The sequence below is a fragment of the Peribacillus sp. FSL E2-0218 genome, assembly GCF_037992945.1.
Taxonomy (GTDB): Bacteria; Bacillota; Bacilli; order Bacillales; family DSM-1321; genus Peribacillus; species Peribacillus simplex_B.
The window spans coordinates 3018975-3045714 of record NZ_CP150304.1 but is presented as its reverse complement, the minus strand read 5'-3'; the positions used below and the strand labels follow the sequence as shown (position 1 = coordinate 3045714).

At 41.9% G+C, this 26740-nt stretch carries 23 protein-coding genes and 1 pseudogene; 18 read left to right on the top strand and 6 right to left on the bottom strand.

Features of this window, described 5'->3' with window-relative positions:
- Positions 1 to 45: 45 nt before the first annotated feature.
- From MHI53_RS14575 to MHI53_RS14560, 4 genes are all read left to right on the top strand, one after another.
- On the top strand, positions 46 to 3753 hold the full coding sequence (locus tag MHI53_RS14575) for a dynamin family protein (protein ID WP_340371622.1): 3708 nt from the start codon (positions 46 to 48) through the stop codon (positions 3751 to 3753).
- Positions 3754 to 4079: 326 nt separating this feature from the next.
- Complete coding sequence (locus MHI53_RS14570; protein ID WP_340371621.1) at positions 4080 to 4907, top strand: sulfurtransferase; 828 nt, start codon at positions 4080 to 4082, stop codon at positions 4905 to 4907.
- Between the two features lie 85 nt (positions 4908 to 4992).
- A complete protein-coding gene (locus MHI53_RS14565) occupies positions 4993 to 5868 on the top strand; it encodes a 5'-3' exonuclease H3TH domain-containing protein (protein WP_061144226.1) in 876 nt (291 codons plus the stop codon).
- A gap of 547 nt (positions 5869 to 6415) precedes the next feature.
- The gene (locus MHI53_RS14560) at positions 6416 to 6709 is read left to right on the top strand and encodes a DUF6123 family protein (protein WP_061144225.1); all 294 of its coding nucleotides are present in this window, start codon (positions 6416 to 6418) and stop codon (positions 6707 to 6709) included.
- A gap of 44 nt (positions 6710 to 6753) precedes the next feature.
- Here the strand turns inward: MHI53_RS14560 and MHI53_RS14555 are convergent, their stop codons facing one another.
- Both MHI53_RS14555 and MHI53_RS14550 read right to left on the bottom strand, forming a co-directional pair.
- Positions 6754 to 7665 carry a DMT family transporter gene (locus tag MHI53_RS14555; RefSeq protein WP_340371620.1) on the bottom strand — a complete coding sequence of 304 codons (912 nt, stop codon included), beginning with the start codon at positions 7663 to 7665 and terminating at the stop codon, positions 6754 to 6756.
- Entirely contained in the window at positions 7649 to 8062 is a 414-nt protein-coding gene (locus MHI53_RS14550) for a reverse transcriptase-like protein (protein ID WP_061144223.1), read from the bottom strand. Before MHI53_RS14550 ends, MHI53_RS14555 begins: the two co-directional genes overlap by 17 nt.
- Positions 8063 to 8268: 206 nt before the next feature.
- Here MHI53_RS14550 and MHI53_RS14545 point away from each other — a divergent pair, with 206 nt between their 5' ends.
- The 3 genes from MHI53_RS14545 (at position 8269) to MHI53_RS14535 (ending at position 10196) form a co-directional block, all read left to right on the top strand.
- A complete protein-coding gene (locus tag MHI53_RS14545; RefSeq protein WP_260320335.1) occupies positions 8269 to 8949 on the top strand; it encodes a ribonuclease H family protein in 681 nt (226 codons plus the stop codon).
- Entirely contained in the window at positions 8946 to 9131 is a 186-nt protein-coding gene (locus tag MHI53_RS14540; RefSeq protein WP_061144222.1) for a zinc-finger domain-containing protein, read from the top strand. The genes MHI53_RS14545 and MHI53_RS14540 overlap by 4 nt, the downstream gene beginning before the upstream one ends.
- Positions 9132 to 9209: 78 nt before the next feature.
- The gene (locus tag MHI53_RS14535) at positions 9210 to 10196 is read left to right on the top strand and encodes an HD-GYP domain-containing protein (protein ID WP_155645581.1); all 987 of its coding nucleotides are present in this window, start codon (positions 9210 to 9212) and stop codon (positions 10194 to 10196) included.
- 19 nt (positions 10197 to 10215) lie between these two features.
- Here MHI53_RS14535 and MHI53_RS14530 read toward each other — a convergent pair whose 3' ends face one another.
- Positions 10216 to 10677, bottom strand: a complete 462-nt coding sequence (locus tag MHI53_RS14530; protein ID WP_061144220.1) for an Rrf2 family transcriptional regulator — start codon at positions 10675 to 10677, stop codon at positions 10216 to 10218.
- Between the two features lie 170 nt (positions 10678 to 10847).
- On the opposite strand from MHI53_RS14530, the gene hmpA reads away from it, so the two are divergent.
- The 4 genes from hmpA to MHI53_RS14510 all read left to right on the top strand — a co-directional run bounded on the left by hmpA (position 10848) and on the right by MHI53_RS14510 (position 15292).
- Positions 10848 to 12056: an NO-inducible flavohemoprotein gene (hmpA, locus tag MHI53_RS14525; protein ID WP_340371619.1), complete on the top strand. Its 1209-nt coding sequence runs from the start codon at positions 10848 to 10850 to the stop codon at positions 12054 to 12056.
- 337 nt (positions 12057 to 12393) lie between these two features.
- On the top strand, positions 12394 to 13482 hold the full coding sequence (proB, locus tag MHI53_RS14520) for a glutamate 5-kinase (RefSeq protein ID WP_340371618.1): 1089 nt from the start codon (positions 12394 to 12396) through the stop codon (positions 13480 to 13482).
- 39 nt (positions 13483 to 13521) lie between these two features.
- Positions 13522 to 14769, top strand: a complete 1248-nt coding sequence (locus MHI53_RS14515; RefSeq protein ID WP_340371617.1) for a glutamate-5-semialdehyde dehydrogenase — start codon at positions 13522 to 13524, stop codon at positions 14767 to 14769.
- Positions 14770 to 14848: 79 nt separating this feature from the next.
- A complete protein-coding gene (locus tag MHI53_RS14510; protein ID WP_061144216.1) occupies positions 14849 to 15292 on the top strand; it encodes a general stress protein in 444 nt (147 codons plus the stop codon).
- A 205-nt stretch (positions 15293 to 15497) separates the two neighbouring features.
- On the opposite strand, the gene MHI53_RS14505 is transcribed toward MHI53_RS14510, so the two are convergent.
- Positions 15498 to 15944, bottom strand: a complete 447-nt coding sequence (locus MHI53_RS14505) for a DUF5392 family protein (protein ID WP_340371616.1) — start codon at positions 15942 to 15944, stop codon at positions 15498 to 15500.
- A gap of 493 nt (positions 15945 to 16437) precedes the next feature.
- Between MHI53_RS14505 and MHI53_RS14500 the strand changes: the two genes are divergently transcribed.
- Both MHI53_RS14500 and MHI53_RS14495 read left to right on the top strand, forming a co-directional pair.
- Positions 16438 to 16818 (top strand): hypothetical protein, encoded by a 381-nt coding sequence (locus tag MHI53_RS14500; RefSeq protein WP_340371615.1) that lies wholly within the window; start codon positions 16438 to 16440, stop codon positions 16816 to 16818.
- The gene (locus tag MHI53_RS14495; protein WP_340371614.1) at positions 16808 to 17284 is read left to right on the top strand and encodes an endolytic transglycosylase MltG; all 477 of its coding nucleotides are present in this window, start codon (positions 16808 to 16810) and stop codon (positions 17282 to 17284) included. Before MHI53_RS14500 ends, MHI53_RS14495 begins: the two co-directional genes overlap by 11 nt.
- Positions 17285 to 17369: 85 nt before the next feature.
- On the opposite strand, the pseudogene MHI53_RS14490 reads toward MHI53_RS14495, so the two are convergent.
- Positions 17370 to 18190, bottom strand: a pseudogene (locus MHI53_RS14490) (transposase); the annotation flags it as partial.
- 415 nt (positions 18191 to 18605) lie between these two features.
- Positions 18606 to 19526: a MerR family transcriptional regulator gene (locus MHI53_RS14485; protein WP_340371613.1), complete on the bottom strand. Its 921-nt coding sequence runs from the start codon at positions 19524 to 19526 to the stop codon at positions 18606 to 18608.
- A 315-nt stretch (positions 19527 to 19841) separates the two neighbouring features.
- Between MHI53_RS14485 and crtI (MHI53_RS14480) the strand changes: the two genes are divergently transcribed.
- The 5 genes from crtI (MHI53_RS14480) (at position 19842) to MHI53_RS14460 (ending at position 26574) form a co-directional block, all read left to right on the top strand.
- The gene (gene crtI / locus MHI53_RS14480; RefSeq protein ID WP_340371612.1) at positions 19842 to 21380 is read left to right on the top strand and encodes a phytoene desaturase family protein; all 1539 of its coding nucleotides are present in this window, start codon (positions 19842 to 19844) and stop codon (positions 21378 to 21380) included.
- 11 nt (positions 21381 to 21391) lie between these two features.
- Positions 21392 to 22273 (top strand): phytoene/squalene synthase family protein, encoded by an 882-nt coding sequence (locus MHI53_RS14475; RefSeq protein ID WP_340371611.1) that lies wholly within the window; start codon positions 21392 to 21394, stop codon positions 22271 to 22273.
- A gap of 74 nt (positions 22274 to 22347) precedes the next feature.
- The gene (gene crtI / locus MHI53_RS14470; RefSeq protein WP_340371610.1) at positions 22348 to 23853 is read left to right on the top strand and encodes a phytoene desaturase family protein; all 1506 of its coding nucleotides are present in this window, start codon (positions 22348 to 22350) and stop codon (positions 23851 to 23853) included.
- Positions 23854 to 24443: 590 nt separating this feature from the next.
- A complete protein-coding gene (locus tag MHI53_RS14465; protein WP_340373693.1) occupies positions 24444 to 25910 on the top strand; it encodes a HAMP domain-containing sensor histidine kinase in 1467 nt (488 codons plus the stop codon).
- Complete coding sequence (locus tag MHI53_RS14460) at positions 25888 to 26574, top strand: response regulator transcription factor (RefSeq protein WP_100531475.1); 687 nt, start codon at positions 25888 to 25890, stop codon at positions 26572 to 26574. Before MHI53_RS14465 ends, MHI53_RS14460 begins: the two co-directional genes overlap by 23 nt.
- The last annotated feature ends 166 nt before the right edge of the window (positions 26575 to 26740 follow it).

Genomic DNA, 26740 nt, shown 5'->3' with positions numbered 1-26740 from the left:
ACAATAAGAGTATTAAAATGACGATAGATTAAGGGGTATGGATTCATGATTCAAGAAACAGTTAAACAACAGTCGAAATTGGGAATTTTGACTGCCATGTATGAGAAATTTCAGTCGGCAGGTGATACAGGCAACGCTGATAAGCTGAAGCAGTTAATCATGAAAGTGAATAATGAGGAATTCATCATCGCTTTTTGCGGGCATTTTTCAGCCGGTAAATCAAGTATGATCAATTTCCTGCTGGATGATCAAGTATTACCCTCTTCACCGATTCCAACGAGTGCCAATACGGTTAAAGTCCAAAAAGGAGAAGACTATGCCAAAGTCTTTTATCATAACCAGCCGCCCGTTTTATTTCCAGCACCATATGACTTTAAAGAAGTTAAGAAATTTGCGAAAGATGGAGATTCTGTATCGGCTATAACCATAAGTTCCAAGCATTTTTCCCTGCCGGATTCATGTGCCATCATGGATACGCCAGGAATCGATTCGACTGATGATGCCCATAGGGTTTCTACGGAATCAGCGCTGCATCTTGCTGATGTCGTTTTCTATGTCATGGACTATAATCACGTTCAATCAGAAGTGAATTTCCTTTTCACCAAAGAATTGCTGGAGGCTGAAAAACCGACCTATTTGATTATCAATATGATCGATAAGCATGATGAGCGTGAGCTTGGCTTTCAAGACTTCAAGCTTTCCGTTTCGGAAGCATTTGCAAATTGGAATGTATACCCTGATGGGATATTTTATACATCCGTTAGAGAACTGAACAATAAAGATAATGAAATCGAAGAGGTTCGCAAGTTTATATATGAAATGGCAGATAGGGGCCAAAATGATGGAAAGGATGCCATCATGCAATCGGCTAAAGCATTAGTCGACAGGCATCTTGCCTGGTTGAAGGAACAGTATGAAGAAGAACACGCGAATCAAATTGAAGTATTATCCGAACTTCCTTTTGAAGAGCGAAAGCACCTGACTCACCAAGTGGACAGCCTAATGAAGGAAAAAAACACATTGGATGGCCGTACAGAGGCTATCAAGGCCCAATATTCCGATGCCCTTGAAACGATTCTGAAGAGCGCATACATCATGCCCGCATCCACACGTGACCTTGGAAAATCCTTTTTGGAGTCGGCACAACCTGATTTTAAAATGGGTCTATTATTTGCCAAGAAAAAAACGGAGGCGGAGCGTGAGGAACGTATCCGGGCATTTTTGGCTGACTTGCAAGAAAAAGTGAAGACCCAGCTCGAATGGCATCTTAAGGAGTTGGCGGTCAAAACGCTGACGAAGGCCGAAGTACATGATTCAGCGCTTGAAAGCAAAGCCCAGACACTGCAAATCGAGGTAACGGAAGCTTACATAAAAGGCTCCCTGAAACCTCAAGTCGATATAACCGGTGAATATGTCTTAAATTATACAAATGACTTGGCCTCTGCCATCAAAAAGAAGGCCCGTGATGTATCGGAAAGCTTTTTGAACCAAATCGCTGCCGTCATGGAAGGAATCGTGGAAGAGCAGTCGCAATCCATCGATAAGGAGCTCGAAGGTTTTGCCGAATTCGCGGAAGCCTTAAAAGCGACGGCGGTTATCAACGCCGAAATCGCTGCCCAATCGGAAAGTTTGAAGGCAATTGCCAATCAAACGGCCACTTTGGCAACGGAGCACGATATCGACAATCTTCTAAGTCAGTGGAATGAAGAGGAAAAAAACATTACCGTCAAAATCATGAAAACCGCTGAAGCAAACCAACCAGAGCATGTCAAAGTGCCAGCTGTGGCAGAGCAAACAGTGCAGGATGCCGAACCTTCCACTGCGGTTCCCATTCAGGGTGCAACGGATCTAAGGGGAAAAGAAAAGTTAATGGAAACGGCCACAAGCCTACAGCAGGCCGCTCAATTGATTCAACCTTTGAGAGGCTTCCAATCACTCTATAAAGAATTGACCGATAAGGCGGTTCGTTTGGAGAAGCAGACCTTTACCGTTGCCCTTTTCGGGGCCTTCAGTGCCGGTAAATCTTCCTTTGCCAATGCGTTAATGGGAGAAAGCGTCCTACCCGTTTCTCCGAACCCGACGACAGCTGCCATCAACAAAATCATGGCTTCCGACGCTGATCATCCTCATGGAACAGCAACGGTCAAATTAAAAACGGAAGCGATGTTGTTGGAAGATGTTAGCCTGGCTTTGGCTGCCTTTGATAAATCGGCAAAGACACTTGATGAAGCCCTTCAACTGGCAGGGCAAATCATCGCCGATGCAGGCGAAGTGGATAAAGGGAAAACACATTTATCATTCCTTCGCGCTTTTCACCAAGGGATGCCCGAGCATAAAGATGATTTAGGCAATGTGGTTACGGTGGATCTGGAAGGGTTCAAACGGTTTGCTGCCGAAGAGTCCAAGTCATGTCTCGTGGATTTGATCGAATTGCGGTATGACTGCGAAATGACAAAGCAAGGGATGGTGCTTGTCGACACTCCTGGAGCGGATTCGATAAATGCCCGACATACAGGAGCTGCTTTCGAATACATCAAGAATTCCGACGCCATTCTTTTCGTGACCTACTATAATCATCCATTTTCCCGGGCAGATAGGGAGTTCCTGATTCAACTTGGCCGTGTGAAAGATTCATTCGCCATGGATAAGATGTTCTTTATCGTCAATGCAGTCGATCTTGCACAAACGTCCGTTGAATTGGACGAAGTGATGGATTATGTCAAGAATCAACTGAATGGATTCGGCATCCGTTTTCCAAAGCTGTTTCCACTCACGAGCAAAGGGGCATTATCGGAAAAGCAAACGCCAGGTTCATTTAAGCACTCGTTCCTGCCGAATAGCGGAATTTCCGAGTTCCAAAAGCAATTCGATTCTTTTATCGAAAATGATCTAACAGGACTTGCCATTGAATCGGCACAAGCAGCTGTAAAAAGGACGGAAGAGCTCCTTCGTGATGTGATTGCAGCTTCAAAGCAGGATGAAAAAACGAAAAGAAAAGCTTTGGAAACCATTTCCAGTGAGGCTCAGGCGATATCTGACATTCTCTCTGTGATGAAAGGCGATGCAGAAAAGCAACGGTTGAAAAAAGAAATAGACGAATTGACTTTTTATAGTAAACAACGGGTCTTTTTCCGGTTTAATGATTTCTTCAAGGAGTCATTCAACCCATCTGTCCTGAAGGATGATGGCGGGGATTTGAAAAGGGTCCTGAAGCAATCACTGAGTAATTTACTGAATGCGTTAGGCTTTGACCTCGCCCAGGAAATGCGGGCAACGGCTTTAAGATCGGAAATGTTCGTCAATAAATTGTTGAACGAAAAACAAAACGGTTTGGTGCAGCAAATGCAGAAAGTAAGAAAAACCCTCTCGGTGCAGCCATATGAACCTAATGAGCGGGAATCGCCAGAATTCACGGGAGCTTTCGTCCAATTGGATACAGCGGAATTCAAGAAGGAATTGGCTTTATTTAAAAACCCTAAGTCTTTCTTTGAAAAAAATGAAAAAGTGAAAATGAGCGAGGGTCTTCAGAAGCGTTTGGATGAACCTGCCCTTACGTATGTAAAAGAGCAGGGGGAGCGGATTTTTGCCATGTATGATCAAGTGCTTGATCAAGAATTGCTTGCCATTCAAAACGAGTTCAAGAAGGAGGTAGCCGATATCTTTGCGGGGCTGCGTGCAGCTTTGGAGGAAAAGGTCGATTTACCATATTATGAAAATGCAGTAACGCAATTGGCAAAAATGCATTCGAAATAAATGTAGTGAGAACCTGGATATCATATGATTGAGAAAAAAATCATAAAACCAAAGAATGGCTGCTGCCGGCAGCCATTCTTTTCATTCATCGAAGGATTTCCAGCTTCCTTTTCATCAGTATATATGATAAGTAATCCGGGAAGTAGTGCTTGAAACCGAAAACAATGAATGGGCAGTTCAATTTTACTGAAAAGCCGAAAAAAATCTTCTCATTAATAGAGGGGAAATCAGCGTACATAAAGAATGAAAGAATGAAGCCTTCTGCATGGAAGTGCACGGGAATGGTCCCAACCATTCTGGACCGTTTTTAATAGGAGGAGATATAGATGAGTTATATAATCGATAAAGAAGAATTGTTGCCGTTGCTGACAACCAATGATATAAGGATCTGTGACTGTCGCTTTCGGCTAGGATCGCCTGACGCAGGGCAAAGGGAATTTGAAGAAGACCATATTCCCGGCGCCGTTTATTTCGATCTTGAAAAAGACTTATCAGGTCAGGTTCAGGAACATGGCGGGAGGCATCCGCTTCCAGACTTAACCGTTTTTAAAGGGAAATTGGAAGCAAACGGAATAACGAATGATACGGTACTCGTGGCTTATGACGGCGGAGAGGGTTCTTATGCGTCCAGATTTGTCTGGCTGCTGAGCTATCTTGGCCATCGGAATGTCCAAGTGCTTGAAGGTGGATATGCTGCCTGGAAGAATGGAGGGTACCCAATAGATGCAGCTCTTTCGTATTATCCATCAACTGAATATCATATGGAATTAAATGAGTCGGTTCATGCCTCTTATCAAGAAGTGAAGCAATTTACAATGAGAAGCGCGGACGATATCGTTTTGGTGGATTCAAGGGAAGCCAAACGGTATCAAGGAATCGAGGAGCCGATCGATAAAAAAGCCGGACATATTCCTGGCGCAGTCAATAAGCTGTGGACGAAGGTGCTCGATAATGGCCATTTCAAAAAGGAGGAAGCACTTCAGGCGAATTTCAGCGACATTGGCAGAGATAAGGAAATCATCGTGTACTGTGGTTCTGGTGTAACGGCAGCTCCCAATTATGTTGCATTGAAAGAAGCTGGTTACAAACATGTTAAGCTATATATTGGCAGCTTTAGTGACTGGATTTCGTATGATGATAATCCGATTGAGTGATTAATTTTCCAAATAAACGCTCCTTAAAAAAGTGCACAGGTATGGTAAAATAAATGTACATCATGATAGAGGTGATAATGTGTTAATGAAAGAAAATGAGCAGCAGCATTCCTTCATGCTTGTTGACGGAATGGCGCTCCTATTCAGGGCTTTTTATGCAACGGCCGTTACGGGGCAGTTCATGATCAATTCAAAAGGAATGCCTACAAATGCCGTTCAAGGCTTTTTGAAGCATATGCTGACAGCCGTGAATCAATTTTCACCCAGTCATGTAGCAGTATGCTGGGATATGGGAAGCAAGACGTTCCGTAATGAAATATTTGATGGGTACAAGGCCAACCGTTCCGAAGCTCCCATCGAAATGATCCCGCAATTCGACTTGGCTAAAAAGGCAGTAGAAGCCTTTGATATTCCAAATATAGGACTTTCTGGTTATGAGGCGGATGACTGTATCGGGACCATTGCAAAAGCATCTGCCCAGCATAGCCAAGTAAGTATATTGACAGGCGACCAGGACATGCTCCAGTTAATAGAAGAAAATATATCCGTTCTATTGCTGAAGAAAGGCTACGGTAATTATGAGGTTCATAATCCCGATAGCTTTTATGAGTGGAAAGGGATCACACCAAGGCAAATGGTTGATTTAAAAGCTTTAATGGGTGATACAGCTGATAACTATCCCGGAGTGAAAGGGATTGGCGAGAAAACAGCGTTAAAATTATTGATACAGTATCAAAGCATCGAAGGCATTCTTGAAAATGTCGCTTCCTTGACTAAAGGGCAGCGGGCTAAGATTGAGTCTGCCGTCGATATGCTCCATTTATCCAGAAAACTTGCTGAAATAAAATGTGACGTTCCGATTTCATGTTCTTTGGATGAAGCCGTGTACCGCTATGACCGTGAGAAAGTGCAAAACCTTGCCAGGGATCATGAATTCAGGGCTTTACTAAGGATGATATAACACAAAACAAAGGGAGCTTCCTAATCGGAGCTCCCTTTTTGAAATTCCCTTCGATTATTACCCTGAATTTCAGAGGTCAGGGGACCAACCAAACGGTTCGATGCACCAGCTGATCTAACGTAATCATATCAGGTTGATTTGGCTGTATAGTATCGTGTTTAGAGAGCATCCTCATCCCCTCAAGTTTTTATTATTCCCTTGTAAAACCATGAAAAGGGTTTTGTCTTTGAGTTAAAACAAAGTTGTTTGGAGCCGGTTCTCGAGGCTCCTGCGGGGGTAGCGCGTCTATGGGACACCAAGTTGGCTCGGGCGAACCGCCTCTGTAGAAGCGATTGCCTGTAGTGGAAAGAAACGGAGAAGTACACCCTTCAGAACCGAGGATAACGGGAAAAACATCCATGAACTCTGTAGATCCATTCGTTTTTAATGGGTTTTATTTATAGGAAAGGGTCTAACCAATAGTAAGCTCTTTTACTTTGTACCGTGAATTTTTTGTCGAAAAATGGATAGTCAAAATCTTTTATTTACGGTAAGATGAAAATAAGGCATGAATTTTGGAGTGGATGAAGAAGTGGCGAAATCGACTGAGGAGTACGTTCGTTTTTTGGAAGGAAAGGGATTCACTTTTGGCAATGATGCCATTGGCTTTATTTATTTTGGCAAGCGCTATACAGACGCCAGTGATATTTTAGTCAATGCTGCAATAGAGCTGACTTTAAAGGTCCAGAAGAATTTTGACGGCAGCTTTTATATCTCATTTTTGGAAAACTTGAAACAAAATGGCATTGAAACCCGTAACGGTGCGATATCGTTCGCAATGGAACAGGGGCTGTTAAAATAAATCGGACTCCCTTTAGGTAGAAGTCCGATTTATTTTATGTAGCGTCAGGAAATTTCCTGCGCGATCTTCGTTTTTTTCCGCCTTGTTGGCAATTCAGCAAGTATCATTCCCAAGAAAATGAGTGCACAGCCGATGAGGGAAGCGGAAGTCAATTTTTCCCCTATCAAAATGTAAGAGGATAACGCTGCAAAAACCGGTTCCATTGAAAAGATCAATGCAACCCTGGTCGGTGTGGTATAAGCCTGGAAGTAAGTTTGGGCAAAAAAAGCGAATGCAGTGGCAAGTGCTGCCGTCACCAATAAAGCAGTCCACACGTCTTTCTGCAGCATGACAGATGGCCTGAACATGACGGAATGATCTTCGTTGAAAATGAAGGCTGACGCAAAGGATAATAATGAAACTGTTGAAAGCTGGATCAGCGTCAACGGTAACGCAGGCATGCTTTTGGCGTACCTGGCTGTAGTGATGATTTGCATCGCAAAACTTATCGCGCATAAAAATACCAGTAAATCACCGATATTCATGGTCGATCGGTCAGCCAAGGTCATGAAGTAAAGCCCGGCAGTAGCGGCACCGACGCCTATAAGGGTACGAAGGGAAAGCTTATGCTTTAAAAGGAGAAGCGAAAAGACGGGGACCATGACGACACTCAATCCCGTTATGAAGCCTGTCTTTGCAGGAGTCGTGTAATTCAGTCCTATCGTTTGGAACCCATACCCTAGAAAAAGCCAAACCCCAATGTGAATTCCTGCTAATAAAAGACCTTTAATGCCTGTTTTTTGCCTTTTGTGAATGGTAAGTAAATAAGGGATGAGCAAGAAACCAACGGCCATCAAAAAACGGACGGCATTAAACGTGAATGGTTCAAGAAACGACAGAGCGTTTTGGACCATGACAAACGTAACTCCCCAGATGAATACAACGAATAATAATGAAAGATCAGCAGTCTTGTTCATGAACTTCCTCATTCTGATTTAAGCGAATGGCCCGTCTAGCCAATTCATCAGCGGATTTATTTTCGATACTAGGTATCCATTTCATGAAAAATAATTCAAGATTGGCCGAGAGCTTAAGCGCCCGTTCAAGCAATATGGCATATTTTTTTTTTGCATATTCCTTTTCAATGGCCTGGTTAATGGCTTGGGAATCCGTTCGAAATGAAACGACATCATATTTATTGGCAACACAAATTTCCAATGCTTTAATTAGTGCATGGTATTCCGCTTCGTGATTCTCCATTACTCCGAGCGGAATGGAATGCCGCTCGATGACACCGTTATTATTTATGAAGACACCAGCGCCGCTTGGCCCAGGATTACCTGCGCTGGCACCATCGATATATACTTCAATCATGATGTACTCCTCCCTCTGTATAAGCTAGCAATGATTTGGTGAATGAAAAATAAGATTGAAACAGAGAATTTCAGGCTAATATGGGGACTATAATAGTAAGGATGCATGAACTCCCTTACATTATAGTATAAATGGTATTCGAAAAACAGGTAGGAAATTGAACGATCGTCCGCATGAATATTGAAATGATAAGGAGCTGGAAACCTTTGAAGGTAATTATGCAATGGACCTATCAAGCCTCCAAAAAGCCATCTGCCGCTTTCGTATCGGATTGGCTTGAAGCCGGTACTGCGCTCGTCATTACGGAAGATCTTGAAAAAGCAGGAAGGCTGAAGGAAGTCGAATTTAAGGATGAATTCGACACAGTATGGACGAAGAAGGAGTTAAAGAGACTTTTGACTGAAGTGGAGGAAGAACCACAAGATGTGTCGGTTTTTTTTGATGGGGGATATCAAAAGCAAGAAGGCCTCGCTGGAATCGGTGTGGCCATTTACTTTCGCCAGGGCAAAAAGTTCTGGCGATTACGCGCCAATTTAAAACTGGAGCAATTGGAATCCAATAATGAAGCGGAATATGCCGCTTTTCATGAAGCCCTCAGGCAACTCGATGAACTAGGGGTCCATCACCAGAGCTGTGTTTTCAAAGGGGATTCGCTTGTTGTCTTGAAGCAACTTTCAGGTGAATGGCCATGTATGGAAGAAAGCCTGAATAAATGGCTGGACCGCATTGAAGCGAAGCTTGATAAGCTAAAGATCATACCGGTTTATAGGCCAATTGCGCGGAAGGACAATCAGGAAGCCGATCGTCTGGCAACCCTTGCTCTTGAGGGAAAAGCCATTTTCAGCAAATCCGAAATTGCAGGGTCAAAGGAGCCATATCCACAATGAATAGGAAAAAAATTTATGAAGAAGTCGAAGATGTTCTGACTTCATTCTGCCAGGATTGCTTTTTGAGAAAACATTTCCGAAAAGAAAAGGGGCGTACTTACGCCCACCAGTTCTGTATTACCGAATGTACCGTTGGAGAAAAGCTAAAGAAGTTAGGCAACGAACTTAAAGGACATTTGTAAAATTAGGCCACATAATATCCTGCAGGATCACCAAGGATATGGTATTATAGGTAAAAAATAGAGAAAAGTGTGAGAGCCTTGAAAAATAGAAAAGGGAAGCTGAATGATAAATCGTTTCCGCCTCTTACCATTCCGGAAATTGACTTCATGATGGCAAAATTGAAAAAAGCCGAAAATTACGGAGCGACCTTGAATGAACATCAAGCACTTTCAAAAGTGGAAATCAATAAAAAAATCAATCAAGCCTCCGTTCAACTGAAAGGTCTTTTTCACGAAATACGCAACAATGGCAATATGCAGCTTGAAACGGTCCAGGCAATTCAAGCGCATATTGCACCTGTCATTTTGGAAGCTGCAAAAAATCCGGATATTCATTACCTTTTCGAACGATTGAAAGCGAGCAGTGAGTACACATACAGCCATAATATCGGTGTTGGGATCATTGCCACTTACATAGGGAGGAAGCTTGGATTTTCCAAAGAAAATCTTTCAACCCTGACTCTGGCCGCCACCTTGCATGATGTTGGAAAAACAAAGATTCCCGAGAGTGTATTGGAAAAACGGGGAAAATTGACTGCTGCAGAGTATGAGGAAATGAAGCGTCATACAATCCATGGGTATGAATTACTTAAAGATATCCCCGGCTTGCCTCCGTCGGTTGCATTATCCGCCCTTCAGCATCATGAACGGGAAGATGGGAATGGCTATCCATTAAGACTGAGGGCAAATGATATTCATCCTCATTCGAAAATCGTGGCGATAGCCGATGTATTCCATGCGATGTCATCCAACCGTGTATATCATCAGGCCATGCCATTCCATAAGGTGATTGAGCAAATGAACCGTGATATGTTCGATAAACTCAACCCGGAATTCCTGCTTGGGTTTATATCTCAACTAATGTCTACCTTGGTAGGAAAAGAAGTGTTGCTGACCAATCAGCAAACCGGGACGATCATCATGATCAATCCATACGACCCACTTAAAGTTTTGTTGAATACGGAAACAGGAATCAAAGACTTGAGAATGGAAGAGGAATGCAGGATCGAACGGATCATTGGTTAGTGAAAAAAGGGACCGATCTTTAAGAATCGGTCCCTTCGTCATGCTGTTTAACAGAATCGAAATAGGCTTTGAGCATCACTTTATTCTCAATGAAGTCTGCAATCGTATATTGATCGAGGACCTGTAGGAAAGCATCCAGAGCATTATTTAGGGCAAATTTCAATGAACAGACAGGAGAAATGATACAGTTGCCGTGATCTTTAAAACATTCCACCAAATAAAAATCCTCTTCGGTTTTCCTTACAATTTCCCCGACGTTTATTTCTGCAGGCGGTTTTGCCAGGCGAAAACCGCCATTTCTACCACGTATCGTCTCGATATAGCCTAATTTACCTAAATTATGGACGATCTTCATCAAATGATTTTTGGATAGTTGATAAACTTCCGAAATCTCTTTTATATTTGATAATTTGCTTTGGTCGTGGGAAGCCAGGTAAATCAACACTCTAAGTGAGTAATCGGAATAACTCGTCAACCTCATGTCTATCGCCTCACATTCTATCCCCATTTGACTATATCATAAATGTGAACAATTTATAAACATCAAACTTTAGCGACTGAAAAGATGTATGAAATATATTGCTTTTCAGTTCGTTCCGTTCTAATATAAACATGTATTCAAAATACTTGTTTATGAGAAGGGGTTTATTTATGCTATCCCAGAAAACCATCGATATTATTAAATCCACAGTGCCGGTATTAGAGGTGCATGGTACAACCATCACAACCGTATTCTACAAAAATCTTTTTGAAGCACATCCGGAATTATTGAATATTTTCAATCATGCCAATCAGAAGAAAGGACGGCAGCAACATGCACTTGCCAACACAGTTTTGGCAGCAGCCAAAAATATCGATCAACTAGAATCGATCTTGCCAGTGGTCAAGCAAATTGCGCAAAAACACAGAAGCCTTGCCGTCAAGCCTGAGCATTATCCCATCGTCGGGGAATATTTATTGGCGGCAATCAAGGAAGTATTACAGGAAGCAGCTACAGAGGAGATCCTCCAAGCCTGGGGGGATGCCTATGGTATCATCGCCGGAGTCTTCACTAGCATCGAAAAGGAAATGTACGATCAAGCTTCGGAACAAGAAGGGGGCTGGGCAGACTTCAAATCATTCACAGTCGTCAAAAAAGTGCCGGAAAGTGATGTAATCACATCCTTTTATTTAAAACCGGCAGATGGTGCTGTAATTCCATCCTTCCTTCCTGGCCAATATGTAACCGTCCGGATCGCGATACCTGGTGAACGCTATCTTTTCAATCGGCAATATAGTTTGTCGAATGCCGCTGGAAAAGACCACTTCCGGATTTCCGTCAAAAAAGAGAGGCAGGGAAGCTCTCCGGATGGCAGAGTCTCGAACTACCTGCACGATTCCATCCAGGTGGGGGACAGTCTTGACTTAACCGTTCCTGCGGGCCATTTCACCATCGACCTGGAAAAAAGGACACCTGTCGTCTTCCTCGCCGGCGGCGTCGGGATAACCCCTTTCATGAGCATGGTGCATGCAGTGGCCGATCAAACACCCGAACGTGATGTACACTTCATTCATGCAGCCGATAACGGAAAAGTGCAGCCGTTTAGAGGCGAACTGACAGACCTAGCACAGAAACTCGTGAGCTATCAATTATCGTTCGTGTATAAAAATCCGGATGAGCAAGATAAGCAGCTGCAAAATTATGTGAAGGATGGGTATATCGATAAGGAATTATTGAGCCTCCATGTAAAGCATGAAGCTGACTATTATATTTGTGGCCCTGTCCCTTTCATGAAAGGGCTCATCACTTGCCTGAAGGAGTTAGGGGTCGAACCTGAAAACATTCACTATGAGTTCTTCGGTCCTGCCATGGCACTATAAGAAGTCTGTAGTGCAAGGAATGTTATTGACATCAAGAAGATAATTTTGCATACTATATTAAAACCATGAACGTTGAGAGAAGATTAGTATGCGAGATATGACTGTGACAGAGAGCGGCGTCGATTGCTGGAAGGCCCGTGACAGGAAAGCGCAGAACCTGCTTCTTGAGTCCTATGCAAAACATAGGCGCAAATCCTGGCGTTATCAGGCAAAGTGGAATGCATGAAACTTGCGTTCAATGAAGGTGGTACCACGGAGAGCAGCCCTTTTCGTCCTTATATCGAGGATGAAAAGGGCTTTTTTTCATGGCTAAGATATTTATTGGAGGACTGAAACGATGGAAAAGAAACGCATCGTAGTTAAGATAGGAAGTAGTTCTTTAACCAACTCACAAGGTGAAATCGATCAAAGCAAATTTTCCGATCACATTCAGGCAGTGGCAGCTTTAAGGAATGCCGGACATGAAGTGGTCCTTGTTTCATCCGGTGCTGTAGCGACCGGATTTCGTAAGCTTGGATATCCGACCAGGCCTGTGACGCTTAAAGGAAAGCAAGCGGCTGCGGCTGTTGGGCAAAGTTTGCTGATTCAGTCATATATGGAACAGTTGGGCCAGTTTGGAATCGTCCCGGCACAGATTCTGTTGACACGGAAGGATTTCTCGAAAAAAGCCAGATATAAGAATGCCTATGCTACTCTGATGGAATTGCTTGAACGCGGCATCCTGCCGATTATCAATGAAAATGATACGGTATCCGTCGAAGAGCTGACCTTTGGTGACAATGATATGCTCTCCGCCTTAGTGAGCGGCCTGGTACACGCCAACCACTTGATCATTTTAACGGATATCAATGGTCTCTATGATTCCAATCCGCATACGAACCCGGAGGCTAAGCGATTTGATAAGCTTTCCGAAGTCACGGAAGATTTATTGCAGATGGCAAAAGGTGCAGTCTCGAATGTAGGTACAGGGGGGATGAAATCGAAGCTGATTGCAGCCCAGACAGCACTTTCACTTGGGGTGAAAGTATTTATAGGGTCTGGAGCGGGACGTGAAAAACTCATCAAGATCCTCGAGGGCGCCGGGGACGGCACATACATCGGCAATGATGTCTTGACAACCGTAACGAAAAACAAACAATGGATATCCCTTCATTCTCAGGTTTCCGGAAGAATATTCGTTGATGAAGGCGCTGAACGGGCATTGGTTTCGAATGGAAGCAGTCTATTGCCCGCTGGAATTTATGAAATAACAGGCGTTTTCAACAAGGGGGACGTCGTCGAAGTCTTTGGCACAAATGGATTGCTGGGCCGCGGTGAGGTTCTTTATTCCGATGAGGAATTGAAACAGGCCATGGGCAAGCGGACAACCGAGCTTGTGATCACTTCCATCGAGGTCATCCACCGTGATAAATGGGTGAAAGCATAACTCAAAATCAATCTAAAGCAGGAAAAGGGGGCATTTGAAATGAGTGAAGTGACGGCGAAAGGTAAGGCAGCGAAAGCGGCCAGTTATCAGCTAATCGGATTGACTACAAAAAAGAAGAACGAGGCACTCGAGAAAATAGCTGAGCAACTTGTAAGCGATAAAGAAGCGCTGATAACGGAAAACCAAATAGATCTTGAAGAAGGCCGCAAAAAAGGCTTGAGTGAATCAATATTGGATCGAATCATGTTAAACGATGCACGCATTGATGATATGGCAGCTGCGATAAAGCTTTTAATGGATTTAAAAGACCCTATCGGCGAAACATTGGAGACGATTGAAAAAGAAAACGGCTTATTGATTAAAAAACTGCGGGTGCCAATCGGTGTTATTGGAATGATTTATGAAGCAAGGCCCAATGTAACCATCGATGCGGCTACATTAGCTTTAAAAACGGGGAATGCCGTCCTGTTAAGGGGAAGCTCATCAGCGAGACATTCCAATATGGCATTGGTCTCCTCCATCCATAAGGCCTTGGCGAAAACGGATATTCCAGTGGAAGCTGTACAGTTAATCGAGGATACAAGCCGTGAAACCGCAAAGGAGCTTTTCCATCTTAATGAGTATTTAGATGTTTTGATTCCCCGAGGTGGTAAGAATTTAATAGAAACGGTCATTAAGGAGTCCACTGTTCCTGTCCTTGAAACAGGAGCAGGCAATTGCCATATCTTTATTGATGAAACGGCAGAAATCGCCATGGTCGAGCGCGTTGTATTAAACGGTAAAACACAGCGCCCATCCGTGTGCAATGCAATCGAGAGCCTTCTTATTCATGAAAACTGGTTTAAAGGAAATGGCGGACGCTTGCTGACGCTCCTCGATGATGCGGGAATAGAAATATTTGGGGATGATGAGGTTTGTCATGCTTTCCCGAAAGCGCAAGCTGCTACGGAGGAAGATTGGTCAAATGAATATTTAGCATTGAAAATCAGCGTGAAAATTGTCGAAGATGTATCGGAAGCCATCGAGCACATTAACCAATACGGTACGAAACATTCCGAAGCGATCCTTACGAAAGCTGAACAAAACGCTTCCATATTTTTAAATAAAGTAGATGCAGCAGCTGTTTATCACAATGCCTCCACCCGCTTTACCGATGGTTTCGAATTTGGTTATGGTGCAGAAATCGGCATTTCCACACAAAAGCTCCATGCGCGTGGACCAATGGGCTTGCCAGCGATGACTTCGAGCAAATACTTCATTTATGGACAGGGGCAAATTCGCGAGTGACATTCATTTTTACTTGGAAGGTTAGAAAAGCTCTAGTAAGGGTATTGTATAGTACATTACTTTTAAAGGAGCAGATACCATGGACAAGAGGTTTATAGCAATATATGAAAATGAAAAAAAAGCGACTGAAGCAGTGGAGAACTTAAAGCAACAAGGTTATACTTCCGATCAAATATCTATCATAGCAAAAAACGTTGACAAATTGCCGAATGAAGCGGAAGAAGTCAGCCCGACAAGGACAGATGGATTGGTTGCTGGTGCAGCAGCAGGCGGAGCTGTCGGATTGACTGGCCTATTGATTGGAATGAGTGCATTGGCCGTACCGGGAATAGGACCGATATTGGCAGCCGGGCCGATATTCGCTACATTTGGGGGAGCGGCAGCCGGGGCAGCCTCAGGAGCAGGCGGCTTGAGGAAACCACTATTGGATATGGGATTGGAGGAAGAAGACGTCGATCAATACGTGGAAGATATCAAGGCAGGAAAGATCCTTGTCATTGCAGACCCCGTATTAAGTGAATGAATTCACGCATAAACATAAAAGCCCCTTGTGAATTCATGAGGGGCTTGCGTTAGTTTTTTCAATCTCTTACTATTGCTTGATAGGATGATGGCCACCGAGTTCCACCTAATGGTGAAGACAAATGTTGATGACTTCCGGACGGCTTCCTTCAAACAGCAATGACCCCTTCTTGATCGTTCAAGAAGGGGCTTTTTTTTTGCCTTTATCATTCATTATGGAAGGACTGATCCTTCCTTTGCTGTTCTTCTGCAAGAAACTCAAAAAAAACATTCATGGCATATAGGGGCTGCTCATTCATCTTCTTATAATAATTACTTTTCCGCGCATCCGTTACATAGCGGCTTTTTTTGATTCTCTCCAACATATAATTCCGGCTCATTCTCGCAATTTCTTTTTGGTTGTGTTTATTTTCTTTTAATAGAGCGAACCCGACTGCCCCAATCAATGCATAGATACCTAGCGCAATATTCGAGGTCGATAATGATTCGTTCTTAAATAAAAGGAAAAAAAGATTGATGACGGAAAACCCGATCATCACAGTCGATAAAAAGCCATATTTCATATTTTTCTTCAACAAAGGAGATAACTTTGCTTGAAGCTGTTCGATTTCGGCCTGCATGAAACGCGGTATATTCGTTAGTTTAATATTCATAGTTTCCTCCTTATAATCTTGCATGCATCCGATAAAAGAATGACATGGGATAATTTTTACCTATTTTATGAAACAGGAAAAGGAACCTTATATCTATATCTTATCGTTTTGAACTGTATTTGTCATGTTTATCTACTTTTCGAAGGATTGCCTGGATGAAGGCAAGACATGATCGTCTTGAAAAGCGAAAAAATCAGCAAGGGTCGGTAAGGTTTCTAAACATGCATCAAAAATTGCTCACAAGTAGCGCCAACATTAGACCTGGCCTCCCTAGCTATCAAAAAGTATGGACATGTGGTAAAATAGTCCTTAACTGGAAGGTGAATTTTCCATTTGATCAATAGGAATCGGGAGTGATGGACATATTGCGCCTTTTTTTTACATAAAAATGTGACTATTGTGGTATTTTGTTCTTTTAAATCGAGTTTTGAGACAAATCAATATATAATTAGAAAGCGAGACAATAGATACAAAGATTAAGGAGGGACATAGAATGATGGAATGGGCTCTTGTCATTTTGTTTGGTGCAGCAGTTTTACTGTTCATTTTATCGTTTAGTAAAAAGGATTCCGTAAAAGTGGACGAACAAATGGAGCAGCTTGCCAGCTCATTTGGAGATGAAATGAGTGTATTACAAGAAAAAATCAGGAACATCGAGATAGATGCAGAAATTACGGCACAAGAGGCAGGCGTTCTTGCTCTGTCTTCGGAAAAACGGAGCTTATTGCGTGAAGTCCTTGATTTACATAAGCGGGGCTATTCAACTGAAAGCATTGCATTGAAAACAAAACATCCAGAGAATGAGATTGAAAACTTGCTTACTCCTTACATAAAAGCGAAGAATGAAAGGAGGACCGTTGCCAATGACATCTAAATCATTGCGCAGTTTTGCAGGTGGCCTCATTGTTGCTGCCGGTCTGTGCGGAGCAGTATACTTCTTTGGCCCAGGGGAAGTTACGGGCACTTCGGAGAAACTTTCTGAAGATGAAATGAAAGATTCCCTCACGAGCAAAGGGTATGTCATTCATTCAGAAAAAGAATGGGAAGATCAGATTGCTGAAGCGGAATCCATTAAAAAACAGATGGATGAGGCAAAAGCGGCAGAAACAGAAAAAGAACCGAAGGAAAAAATCGTTTACCGCACAGTCCTGCGTGTGTCTAAAGGTTCGACAAGCATCGATGTCGGGAAAGACCTTCAAAAAGCAAAAGTCATTAAAAATGCTAATGCATTTTCTAAAGAGGTTGAAAAGAAAGGCAAGGCCAACGGTTTACGCCCTGGAACATATGAGGTGGACAGTGAGATGAAGACAGAAAAAATCATATCCATCATATTTAAATAACAAGGATTAACGACCATTTTTAAATGGTCGTTTCAGTTTGTAGGCAAAAGGGGTTCGGAATTATAAATTCCGAACCCCTTTTAAATTATCTTGGAATGTTCGCCTGAATTTTAGAGATCAGGGCTCGTCCCCTTTGTAAGGCCAGTATTGGACCTTTCCATGTCCAATTGGCCATCTTCTTTACATTCATGGCAGCGAAAGTAAGCATCGCCTGCATCGACAATTTTTTAAGTCCCCTTAAAGTAGTCCAACGCATACCATTTCTTTTGCCTCTGCGAATACACGCTCAATCGTTTCTTTACGTTTCGGATAGATAGGGTTTCCATCTTGTTGATGACGCAGATGATCTGACCTTCCACATGTGTTTGCCAGATATGCTGTGTCACCACTTTCTGATGAATTTCGTTGTCTGTACATCGTGATAAAGATGAGCAGGTTGCACAGGTGTATTGGGGAGATTTGTACTCACGATAGCCCTCTTTATTCGTTGGTTGTCGAGTACGTTAAAAGCTAACAATCAAAATGTTCATCGTATACCTAGTCATGTTTGCGAAAGAACCCCTCTTCTGTTCGAGGACGTGTACAGGGTAAAGCCGGTATGATTCTTTGTTAAATAGATAGTTTGTAATTGCCGGTGTTTTATAAGCGGCATTTGCGGCAACAGCTTGTGGGTTTCCAACTTTCTCAATCACTTGATCAATAAGAGGCTCTAAAACCTGTCATGTGTATTTCCAGGTGTTACAATCGTTCCTAATACAAACCCGTTGCGGTCTGCAGCGCGTGGAATGAATAGGCAAACTGTTTTGTTCGTTCATCTTTTACCTAGTAGCCACTCTCAGAATCCGTTGTCCTTTCTTTTATTCCTTTGATTTCGTTCTTATCAAATTTATCCGGTGGAAAAGGCTTCTACCTATGAATTTAAACAAAGTTGATTGGAACGTAAGGTACGAGACTCCTGCGGGAAAAGCGCGTCTAGGGGAGACACCGTAGGCGCAAAGCGCCAAGGAGGCTCCCCGACCGCCTCTGGATAAGCGAGTGCCTGGAGTGGAAATCCACGGCTACATAGTACAACTCATAAAAATAGACAAACTCGATTATCATCGAGTTTGTCTATAGTCTGTAACGACCATTAAAAAATGGTCGTTTTTTTATATCGCGACACTTTTATGATTGAGCAAACATGACAGGATAGACCTGTGAGTCGAGTTATATCGGTACCCGTTTTTGAATCAAGGGTGAAATGATTAACAAAGACATCCATGCGCAATGAATATCAGCCTTTCGCTGACTTGTTTAAATTCACCCTTCATTGACCTGAAATTCAGGATCCCTTCCCTTGCTTCGTAAGTAAGATTTCTTCGATGCTGTTGGTAACACAAATATTATTGATCGTTTTATCTTTAGTGTATTGCATTGCACCCGCTCCTCCTAAATAAAACTCGATTTCTTTATTTTCAGCAGCGAATAAATCCAGGGTGCTAAGCAAATCAGGATCCTTTTCAAATGGAAGCGTCGTCGATGCAGACAGCAGGACTTTAACGGGCTGTAACCGTGTTATTAGTGATTGGATCGACCCAGGAGCCGGTGAAGCTCCGATCAGTGTCGTTTTCCACCCTCTTAACATGAACCGTAACAAAATATAGTGTACAGGAATTTCATGGTATTCATGTGGAAGACAAGCACCTAAAACTAATTCCGCTTTATCCGAGTATTGAAAGTTACGGCGGATTTGCACAAGGAAGTCCTTGACTACCATACTCGAAACAGATTCCTGATATTCATCCCATTCGCCGCTTTCCCACATATCTCCGACTTCTTGTAAAAAAGGTGAGACGACAGAAGTCAAAAATTTTTCCAAACCGTAAAAGTGATAAGCCTGCTTTAGAACGATCAGTAAATCCAATTCGTTACACGTATACCCTATTTCCATCAACTGAATCACATAATAATTCAGTTCTGTGTCAAGAGCGGTCTTCGCCTGAACCGTTGCGTTTTCCATCGTATCGAGCTTTTCTTTTGCCAGGTTAGATGCTTGTTTAATAGAAAATCCCTTTTTTTGAAGCGATTTAATAGTTAAAAGAGTGTTGATATCTTCCTCGCTGTAAAGTCGGTATCCATTCTCATGGCGAACAGGCTGTATGATATCATATCTTTCTTCCCATTTTCGAATCACTTGTTTGGAAAGTCCTGTAAGAGCAGAAACCTCTTTTATATAAAACTTGCCACCACAGGAATGGTTCATAGTTTTCATCCCTTATATCAAAATATTTTAGGTATTATCTGTCGGTTCAAACATATAATGAAAATCCTATAACATTGTACAAGGCGACGAGCCGAATGTACATAGAAAAAACCTTATTTCCGCTAGTGAACGTGTCAGCTTTTAGAAAAACAATAAGTTTGTATAACGTTTGTATAAAAACATTATACAAAACGGTTGACAACTAAACAACTTCCTAGCAATAATTAACTCAATAACATTACAGGAGTTCTTAAGCTTATTAAAATATTTGGCAATATTACATGAGTGATATGGAAAAAGACATTGGGGGAAACCATGGTTAATAAAAAGAAGGTAATTGTTGTTGGAGCGGGAGTAGCAGGGTTGGCAAGTGCGATTAGATTGCAGCATGCGGGGTATCAGGTGGAACTTTTTGAAAAAGAAGCAATACCCGGTGGAAAAATGCACAAAATTGAAAAGGATGGTTACAAATTCGACTTAGGACCAAGTATAGTCATGATGCCAGAGCTTTATCAGGAAATTTTCGAATTGGCAGGCCGTAATCCGGATGATTATATCCCAATGGAGAAATTAGATCCGATGTATTCCGTTTTCTTTGGAAGCAAAGCGGAAGATACTTACGAAATTTCTTCAGACTTAGTCGATTTAATGAAAACCTTGGAGGACATTAGTGACAAAGATGCAGAAGGTTTCTTGAAATATCTTCAAAAAATCTATGAACGTTTCATTGTTGCAAAAAATCATTTTATTCAACGTCCATTCCGGCACGCATCCGATTTCTATAATCCTTTCATGATTCGTCAAGCGTTGAAATTGAAGACATTCGATAATGCCGATCATTTTATTGGAAAATATGTGAAAAATGAACGCCTTAAGCAGATGATTAGTTTTCAAACTTTATACATAGGTGTTTCACCATATAATGGACCTTCCTTATATACCATTATCCCGATGATTGAATTACTCTATGGCGTGTGGTTCATCAAGGGTGGCATGTATACGATGGCCCAATCAATGGAACGGCTGTTTATGGAGTTGGGCGGCATGGTTCACTATAACGCGAGTGTTCAAGAAATAATCATTGAAAATCAGCAGGCCCTTGGTATTAAAGTGGATGATAAAGAAATTCATTCTGATTATGTCCTTTGTAATGCCGACTTTCCCTATGCGATGAAAAATCTGGTCAAAGACAAGAAATCGAAAGGCAAGTATACAGATAAAAAAATTGACAGCATGAAGTACTCTTGTTCGTGTTTTATTATGTACTTGGGAATGGATCGAAAATATGAATCCTTAAAAACGATCCATAATTTCGTATTTAGTGAAGGTTTGGAGAAGAACTTAAACGACATTTTTGATGGACGGCTTCTAGATGACCCATCCTTTTATGTCTATCTCGGCTCTAAAATGGATCCATCATTGGCTCCTGAAGGAAAAGATGGGATATATATTCTAGTTCCTGTATCTGATCTATCAACCTCCGAATACGAATGGAATGATGAAACGATAAGCCATTACCGTTCAAAAGTGTTCGAAGCTCTTAAAAAAATAGAAGGTCTTGAAAATATTGAAAATGAAATTGTTTCGGAATCCTATATGACACCGCCCGATTTTGAATCGAAATTCAATGCCTATAACGGTGCATGCTTCGGCTTACGTCCTAACCTAGCACAAAGTAATCATCTTCGCCCGCAGAGTAAAGCTAAAAAATGCGAAAATCTGTATTTTACTGGAAGCAGCACGCACCCTGGTGCCGGAGTGCCCATCGTATTACTTTCAGCTAAAATCGCTACAGAAGAACTGATTTTGGATGATCGTGGCAGTAAGCAGGCAGTACATGCAGGGAATAACTAGGAGGTCGGCCGATGAGATTGACTGATCAAACACTATTGGATGAAGATTATCGGTATTGCGAGGACATCATCAAGCAGAACTCTAAAAGTTTCTATTTTGCTTTTTTAGGCTTACCGAAGGAGAAAGCAAACGCCGTTTATGCCATCTATGCTTTTTGCAGAATTGCCGATGATAGTGTGGATCTGGGAGGGACCAGGTCAGAAAAAATCAACGCGTTGAACCGCATTAATCAGGAGTTAAGCTTATTCCAGGACGAAAAGGAACTGGACCACCCGCTTTGGAGGGCTTTAAGAGATGTGTTCACCCGTTATAAAATGGATATTCAGCCTTTCTTTGATCAGCTGAAAGGCCAGAGAAGGGATATTGATTTCACCATTCCCCAAACAATGAGCCAGGTAGAGGAATATAGCTATTACGTAGCGGGAACGGTTGGTTTAATGCTCTTGCCCATCATCGCTTCCGAATCGGAACAAGATCTTACCCAACAAGCGATATCTCTTGGAGTCGCTATGCAAATTACTAATATATTGAGAGATGTTGGGGAGGACTATAGAAAAAACAACCGAATATATTTGCCGTTATACGAGATGGAATCGGAGTCGTACACTGAGGAAGATATTAAACAAGCCAGGATCAATATGGGCTTTATCAGGATTTGGGAGAAGATGGCCAGCCGTGCAGAAGCGTTGTTTGATGACTTTCAAGAAGAGATCCAATATTTTGATAAAGACAGCCAATTTCAGGTTTTGCTATCGGCACGTCTTTATCGTGGAATCTTAAACGCCGTAAGAGATAATGAATATGACTGTTTTTTTAAGAGGAATTTCATTTCTCCAATGAAGATGCAGCAAATTCAACAAGAAATTAAGGTTTTCGCTTCCGCTTCGACTTAGAAAAGGATAGTGAATGAAGATAATCCTTTATTGTTTATCGTTTAATTTTTGAATGGAAAAAGGGAGTGAAGGATATGACCAAAACCGCTAAAACGGTCGTCGTTATCGGAGGCGGGCTGGGAGGACTTTCAGCCGCCATATCGATGGCGCAAAGTGGATATAAGGTTTCACTTTATGAAAAGAACGACCATCTTGGTGGTAAATTGAATCGATTGGAACAGGATGGCTTTGGTTTCGACCTTGGTCCATCCATATTGACCATGCCTCAAATATTTGAACGATTGTTTGTAAAAAGCGGCCGCGATATGGCTGACTATATTCCTACGCTTCGCTTAAAGCATGAATGGCGATCCTTCTTTCCAGACGATTCGGTCATAGATCTATATGGAGACTTGAATTTGATGTTACAGGAAAATACTTGCTTGTCTGAAAAGGACATGGAGGAGTATGGACATTTTTTAGAATATGCAAGGCGAATATATGAAGTGACTGAAGAAGGGTACTTTGCCAAGGGCTTGGATTCGACGATGGAAATCTTTAAACAACACGGGCTGATCGCATCGGTTAAAGGTTTTGATCTATTTTCAACCATGTATGATGCCATCCAGAAACGGATCAGCCATCCAAAGCTTCGGAATATGCTTGCTTATTTTATTAAATATGTAGGGTCTTCTCCATACGACGCTCCTGCCGTTCTTAATATGATGATCTATATGCAACATGCTCAAGGTGTTTGGTACGTACCTGGCGGGATGAATCGAATTGCTCAAGGTATGGTCAAACTTGCAACTGAATTAGGTGTTGAATTACATACTGGAATGGCAGTCAGAAAACTCATCACCAAGGAAGGTTCAAAGGGAATCTTGGCAGCGGAGCTGGATGATGGGACGAGGAGAACGGCGGAACATTTTATCTCCAATATGGAAGTCATCCCAGCCTATGAAAAATTATTGGATGAAGGAAAGCACTTTATCAAGAAGCTTGAAAAACGGTTTGAGCCTTCCAGTTCCGGTCTAATCCTGCACTTGGGTGTGCGTAAAACATACCCTCAGCTTGCCCATCATAACTTCTTTTTCTCTAATAATCTACAAAAACAAATGAATAAGGTTTTCCGTGACCATGAATTGCCAGACGATCCTACCATTTATTTAGTCAATGTTAATAAAACCGATCCATCTCAAGCACTTCCAGGACATGAGAATATTAAAATTCTTCCACATATCCCATATATTCAAGATAAACCATTCACACAGAATGATTACATAGCCCTACGGGAAAAAGTATTGATGAAATTGGAGAAAATGGGCTTGACTGATTTGCGGCAAAATATTGTAACGGAAGACATGTGGACGCCGCATGATATTGAAAGAAGGTATGGATCACATCGCGGATCCATTTATGGTACAGTCTCCCACCGTAAAAAGAACCGAGGATTCAAACATGCAAAGCAAAGTGAGCGATACGATAATCTTTATTTCGTGGGCGGTACCGTTAATCCTGGCGGGGGGATGCCGATGGTTACATTAAGCGGCCAACAAGTTCGGGATAAAATAGTACAAAAGGATTCCAATCATGGCTAAAATTCGACTGCAAATCTATCTCAACTAGAGCAATGGAGAAGGGTTTCAAAAAGCCAGAAAGTGCATAGCATGACGGAACAATCCGTGAACCTGAAGTGCAGGCGCCAGCTTTTATCCCGATAAAAGAGCAGGCTTGGAGATCATGAAGAAGCTTGGTTGGAGGCGTTGAATGCAAATTTGGGTAAACCAAGCGCCGAGCTTATGCTTCGGAAGGGCTTTATTGTATAACGAGATTGATTATGTAGACTGGCATTTGTCTAAGTGGATGAATGAAGAATAACAAGGAATAAAATTATGAATGAATCATGCTTTCAGGAAAAATGATTGAACCAACGAAATGGATGCCCCGTATACTTTCCTCTAAAATATCTTCTCCTCTGCGATTCTTGCCTTCGTTGTTTAGGGATTTTTCATACCTGCTTTAGAAAATTTTAAGATTTGTATGGTATGGTTTCTTTAGTGTCTTCATCGGTAAAGTGGCTTGTTCACATCAAGGAGAAATCCAAAACAAATTGTCAGGATTAGAGTTACATATTTCTTATTGAATTTATAAAGCTAAAGAGAGATAAGTAGTTGTGGAGGTGATTGACATATCGATAAAAACGAGGTTTCTGTTATCTTACGTCGGAGTAATCCTTTTTTCCATCGCCTTGCTATTGGTCGCTGGGTTTTTAATTATTTTTGCGATAACAGGCGATGCAAACTCGATTGAAAATTTTTACAAAAAATCTTATGTCCAGAAACCATTGACGAATGTGGAAGAAACCGCATTTCTTGATTTAAAGCTTTTGGCCAAACATAAACCTGAACAGCTTCTTAAAGTAGAACAATTGAAGGAAATTAAACAAAAGGACATCGACATCGTCGTCAGAAAAGATTCGAAGATCGAGTTTACTTCGCTTTCCTTTAACTATCAGGTACTGGGCAGGTCTCTCCCGGGATTCGAAGAAACGAACATCAATACGAGGGATACGATTAAAATCGATGATTTTTTTTACACATATGTCAAATTTGATTTTTATTTCTCGGATAAAAGCCAAGGAAGTATTTTTGTGTTGAGAAAGGTGAGTTCCTCTGCCGAGCTGGCTCGGGAGTTATTCCCTATTTTATTCGGGCTATTATTATTTCTATTCATCATGATTATCGGGCTGTTAAACTATTTAGTTTCCAGAAGCATCATCAAACCCATTTCACTTCTTAAGGAAGGGGCCAGTCGGATCAAATCAGGAGATTTGAACTTCGAAATAAAAGCTGCCTCCAATGATGAAATCGGACAATTAAATCGGACATTCGATGAAATGAGGATAAAATTAAAAGAATCGGTTAAGATTCAGCTTCAATATGAAGAAAACAGGAAAGAACTTCTATCCAATATTTCGCATGATTTGAAAACGCCGATTACTTCGATTATCGGATATGTTGAGGGAATACAAGATGGTGTCGCCAATACCCCGCAAAAAATGGAAAAGTATTTATCGACTATCCATTTAAAGGCGAAAGACTTGGATTCATTGATCGATGAATTATTCCTATTCTCCAAGCTGGATTTAAATAAAGAACCATTCACGTTTGAAACTGTGGAAATGAATCAATTTATCGGAGACTACGTGGAAGAATTTCATTTGGATTTCCTTCAAGCTGGGACTCGAATTGAATGGAATCAAGTGTATGAACCAATATTTGTGACAGCGGATAGGGAGAAACTAAGACGAGTATTGGCTAACTTAATCAGTAATTGCGTGAAGTATGCGGAGAGGGATAAAGTGAACATTTCCATTGCTTTACATGAGGGGCAAGAGGATGTAGCTGTACAGGTTACGGATAATGGCCAAGGAATAGAACCTTCAGCCCTGCCTTTCATTTTTGATCGCTTTTACCGTGCTGAACAATCCAGGAATTCAGAGACTGGTGGCAGCGGCTTAGGGCTGGCGATTGCCAAACAAATCATACGAGAGCATGAAGGGGATATTTGGGCTACAAGCAAGATGGGAAAGGGCACAAGTGTCTTCTTTACCTTAAAGAAAGGTGAGGAGCATGAAAAAAATATTACTTATTGAAGATGATGTCAGCATTGCTGAACTGCAGCGGGATTATTTGGAGATTGATGATTTTAAAGTCAACATTCAACATACAGGTGATGCAGGACTTCAGCAGGCCCTTCAAAAAAACTACGATTTAATCATTCTCGATATCATGCTTCCCGGCGTGAACGGGTTTGAGATTTGCAAACAAATACGAGCTGCCAAGGATATACCGATATTGATCGTTTCCGCCAAAAAGGAGGATATCGATAAAATTCGAGGGCTTGGATTAGGCGCTGACGATTATATCACAAAGCCTTTTAGTCCAAGTGAACTGGTTGCTAGAGTGAAAGCGCATTTAGCCCGGTATGATCGATTGGCAGGGAATCATTCCAAAATAAATACGGTTTTCGTTCACGGTATATCGATAGATAAGTCATCGCGTAAAGTTCATATCAATGGCGGGGAAGTGCCTTTCACGACAAAGGAATTCGATTTGTTGCTGTTTCTTGTGATGCACCCGAACCAAGTATTAAGCAAGGAGCAACTATATGAGAGCAATTGGGGAATGGAGTCGGCGGCGGATGTCTCGACTGTCACCGTCCATATTAGAAAATTACGTGAAAAAATTGAAAGAGACCCGGCACATCCTAAATACCTGGAAACGGTTTGGGGTGCCGGGTATCGATTCAATGTATAAATGGTCTTTGCATTACCTGTCACAAAAGTGGCGGTTTTTGGGATGATAAATAAAATTTAAAAAGACGTTAAGATTTTTTAAAAAAATTGCATAGCGGGAGTTAATGATTGGGCGTTAACATCATATGAAACGGATAACAAAGCTCACTAAGTTTATGGGATGCGAT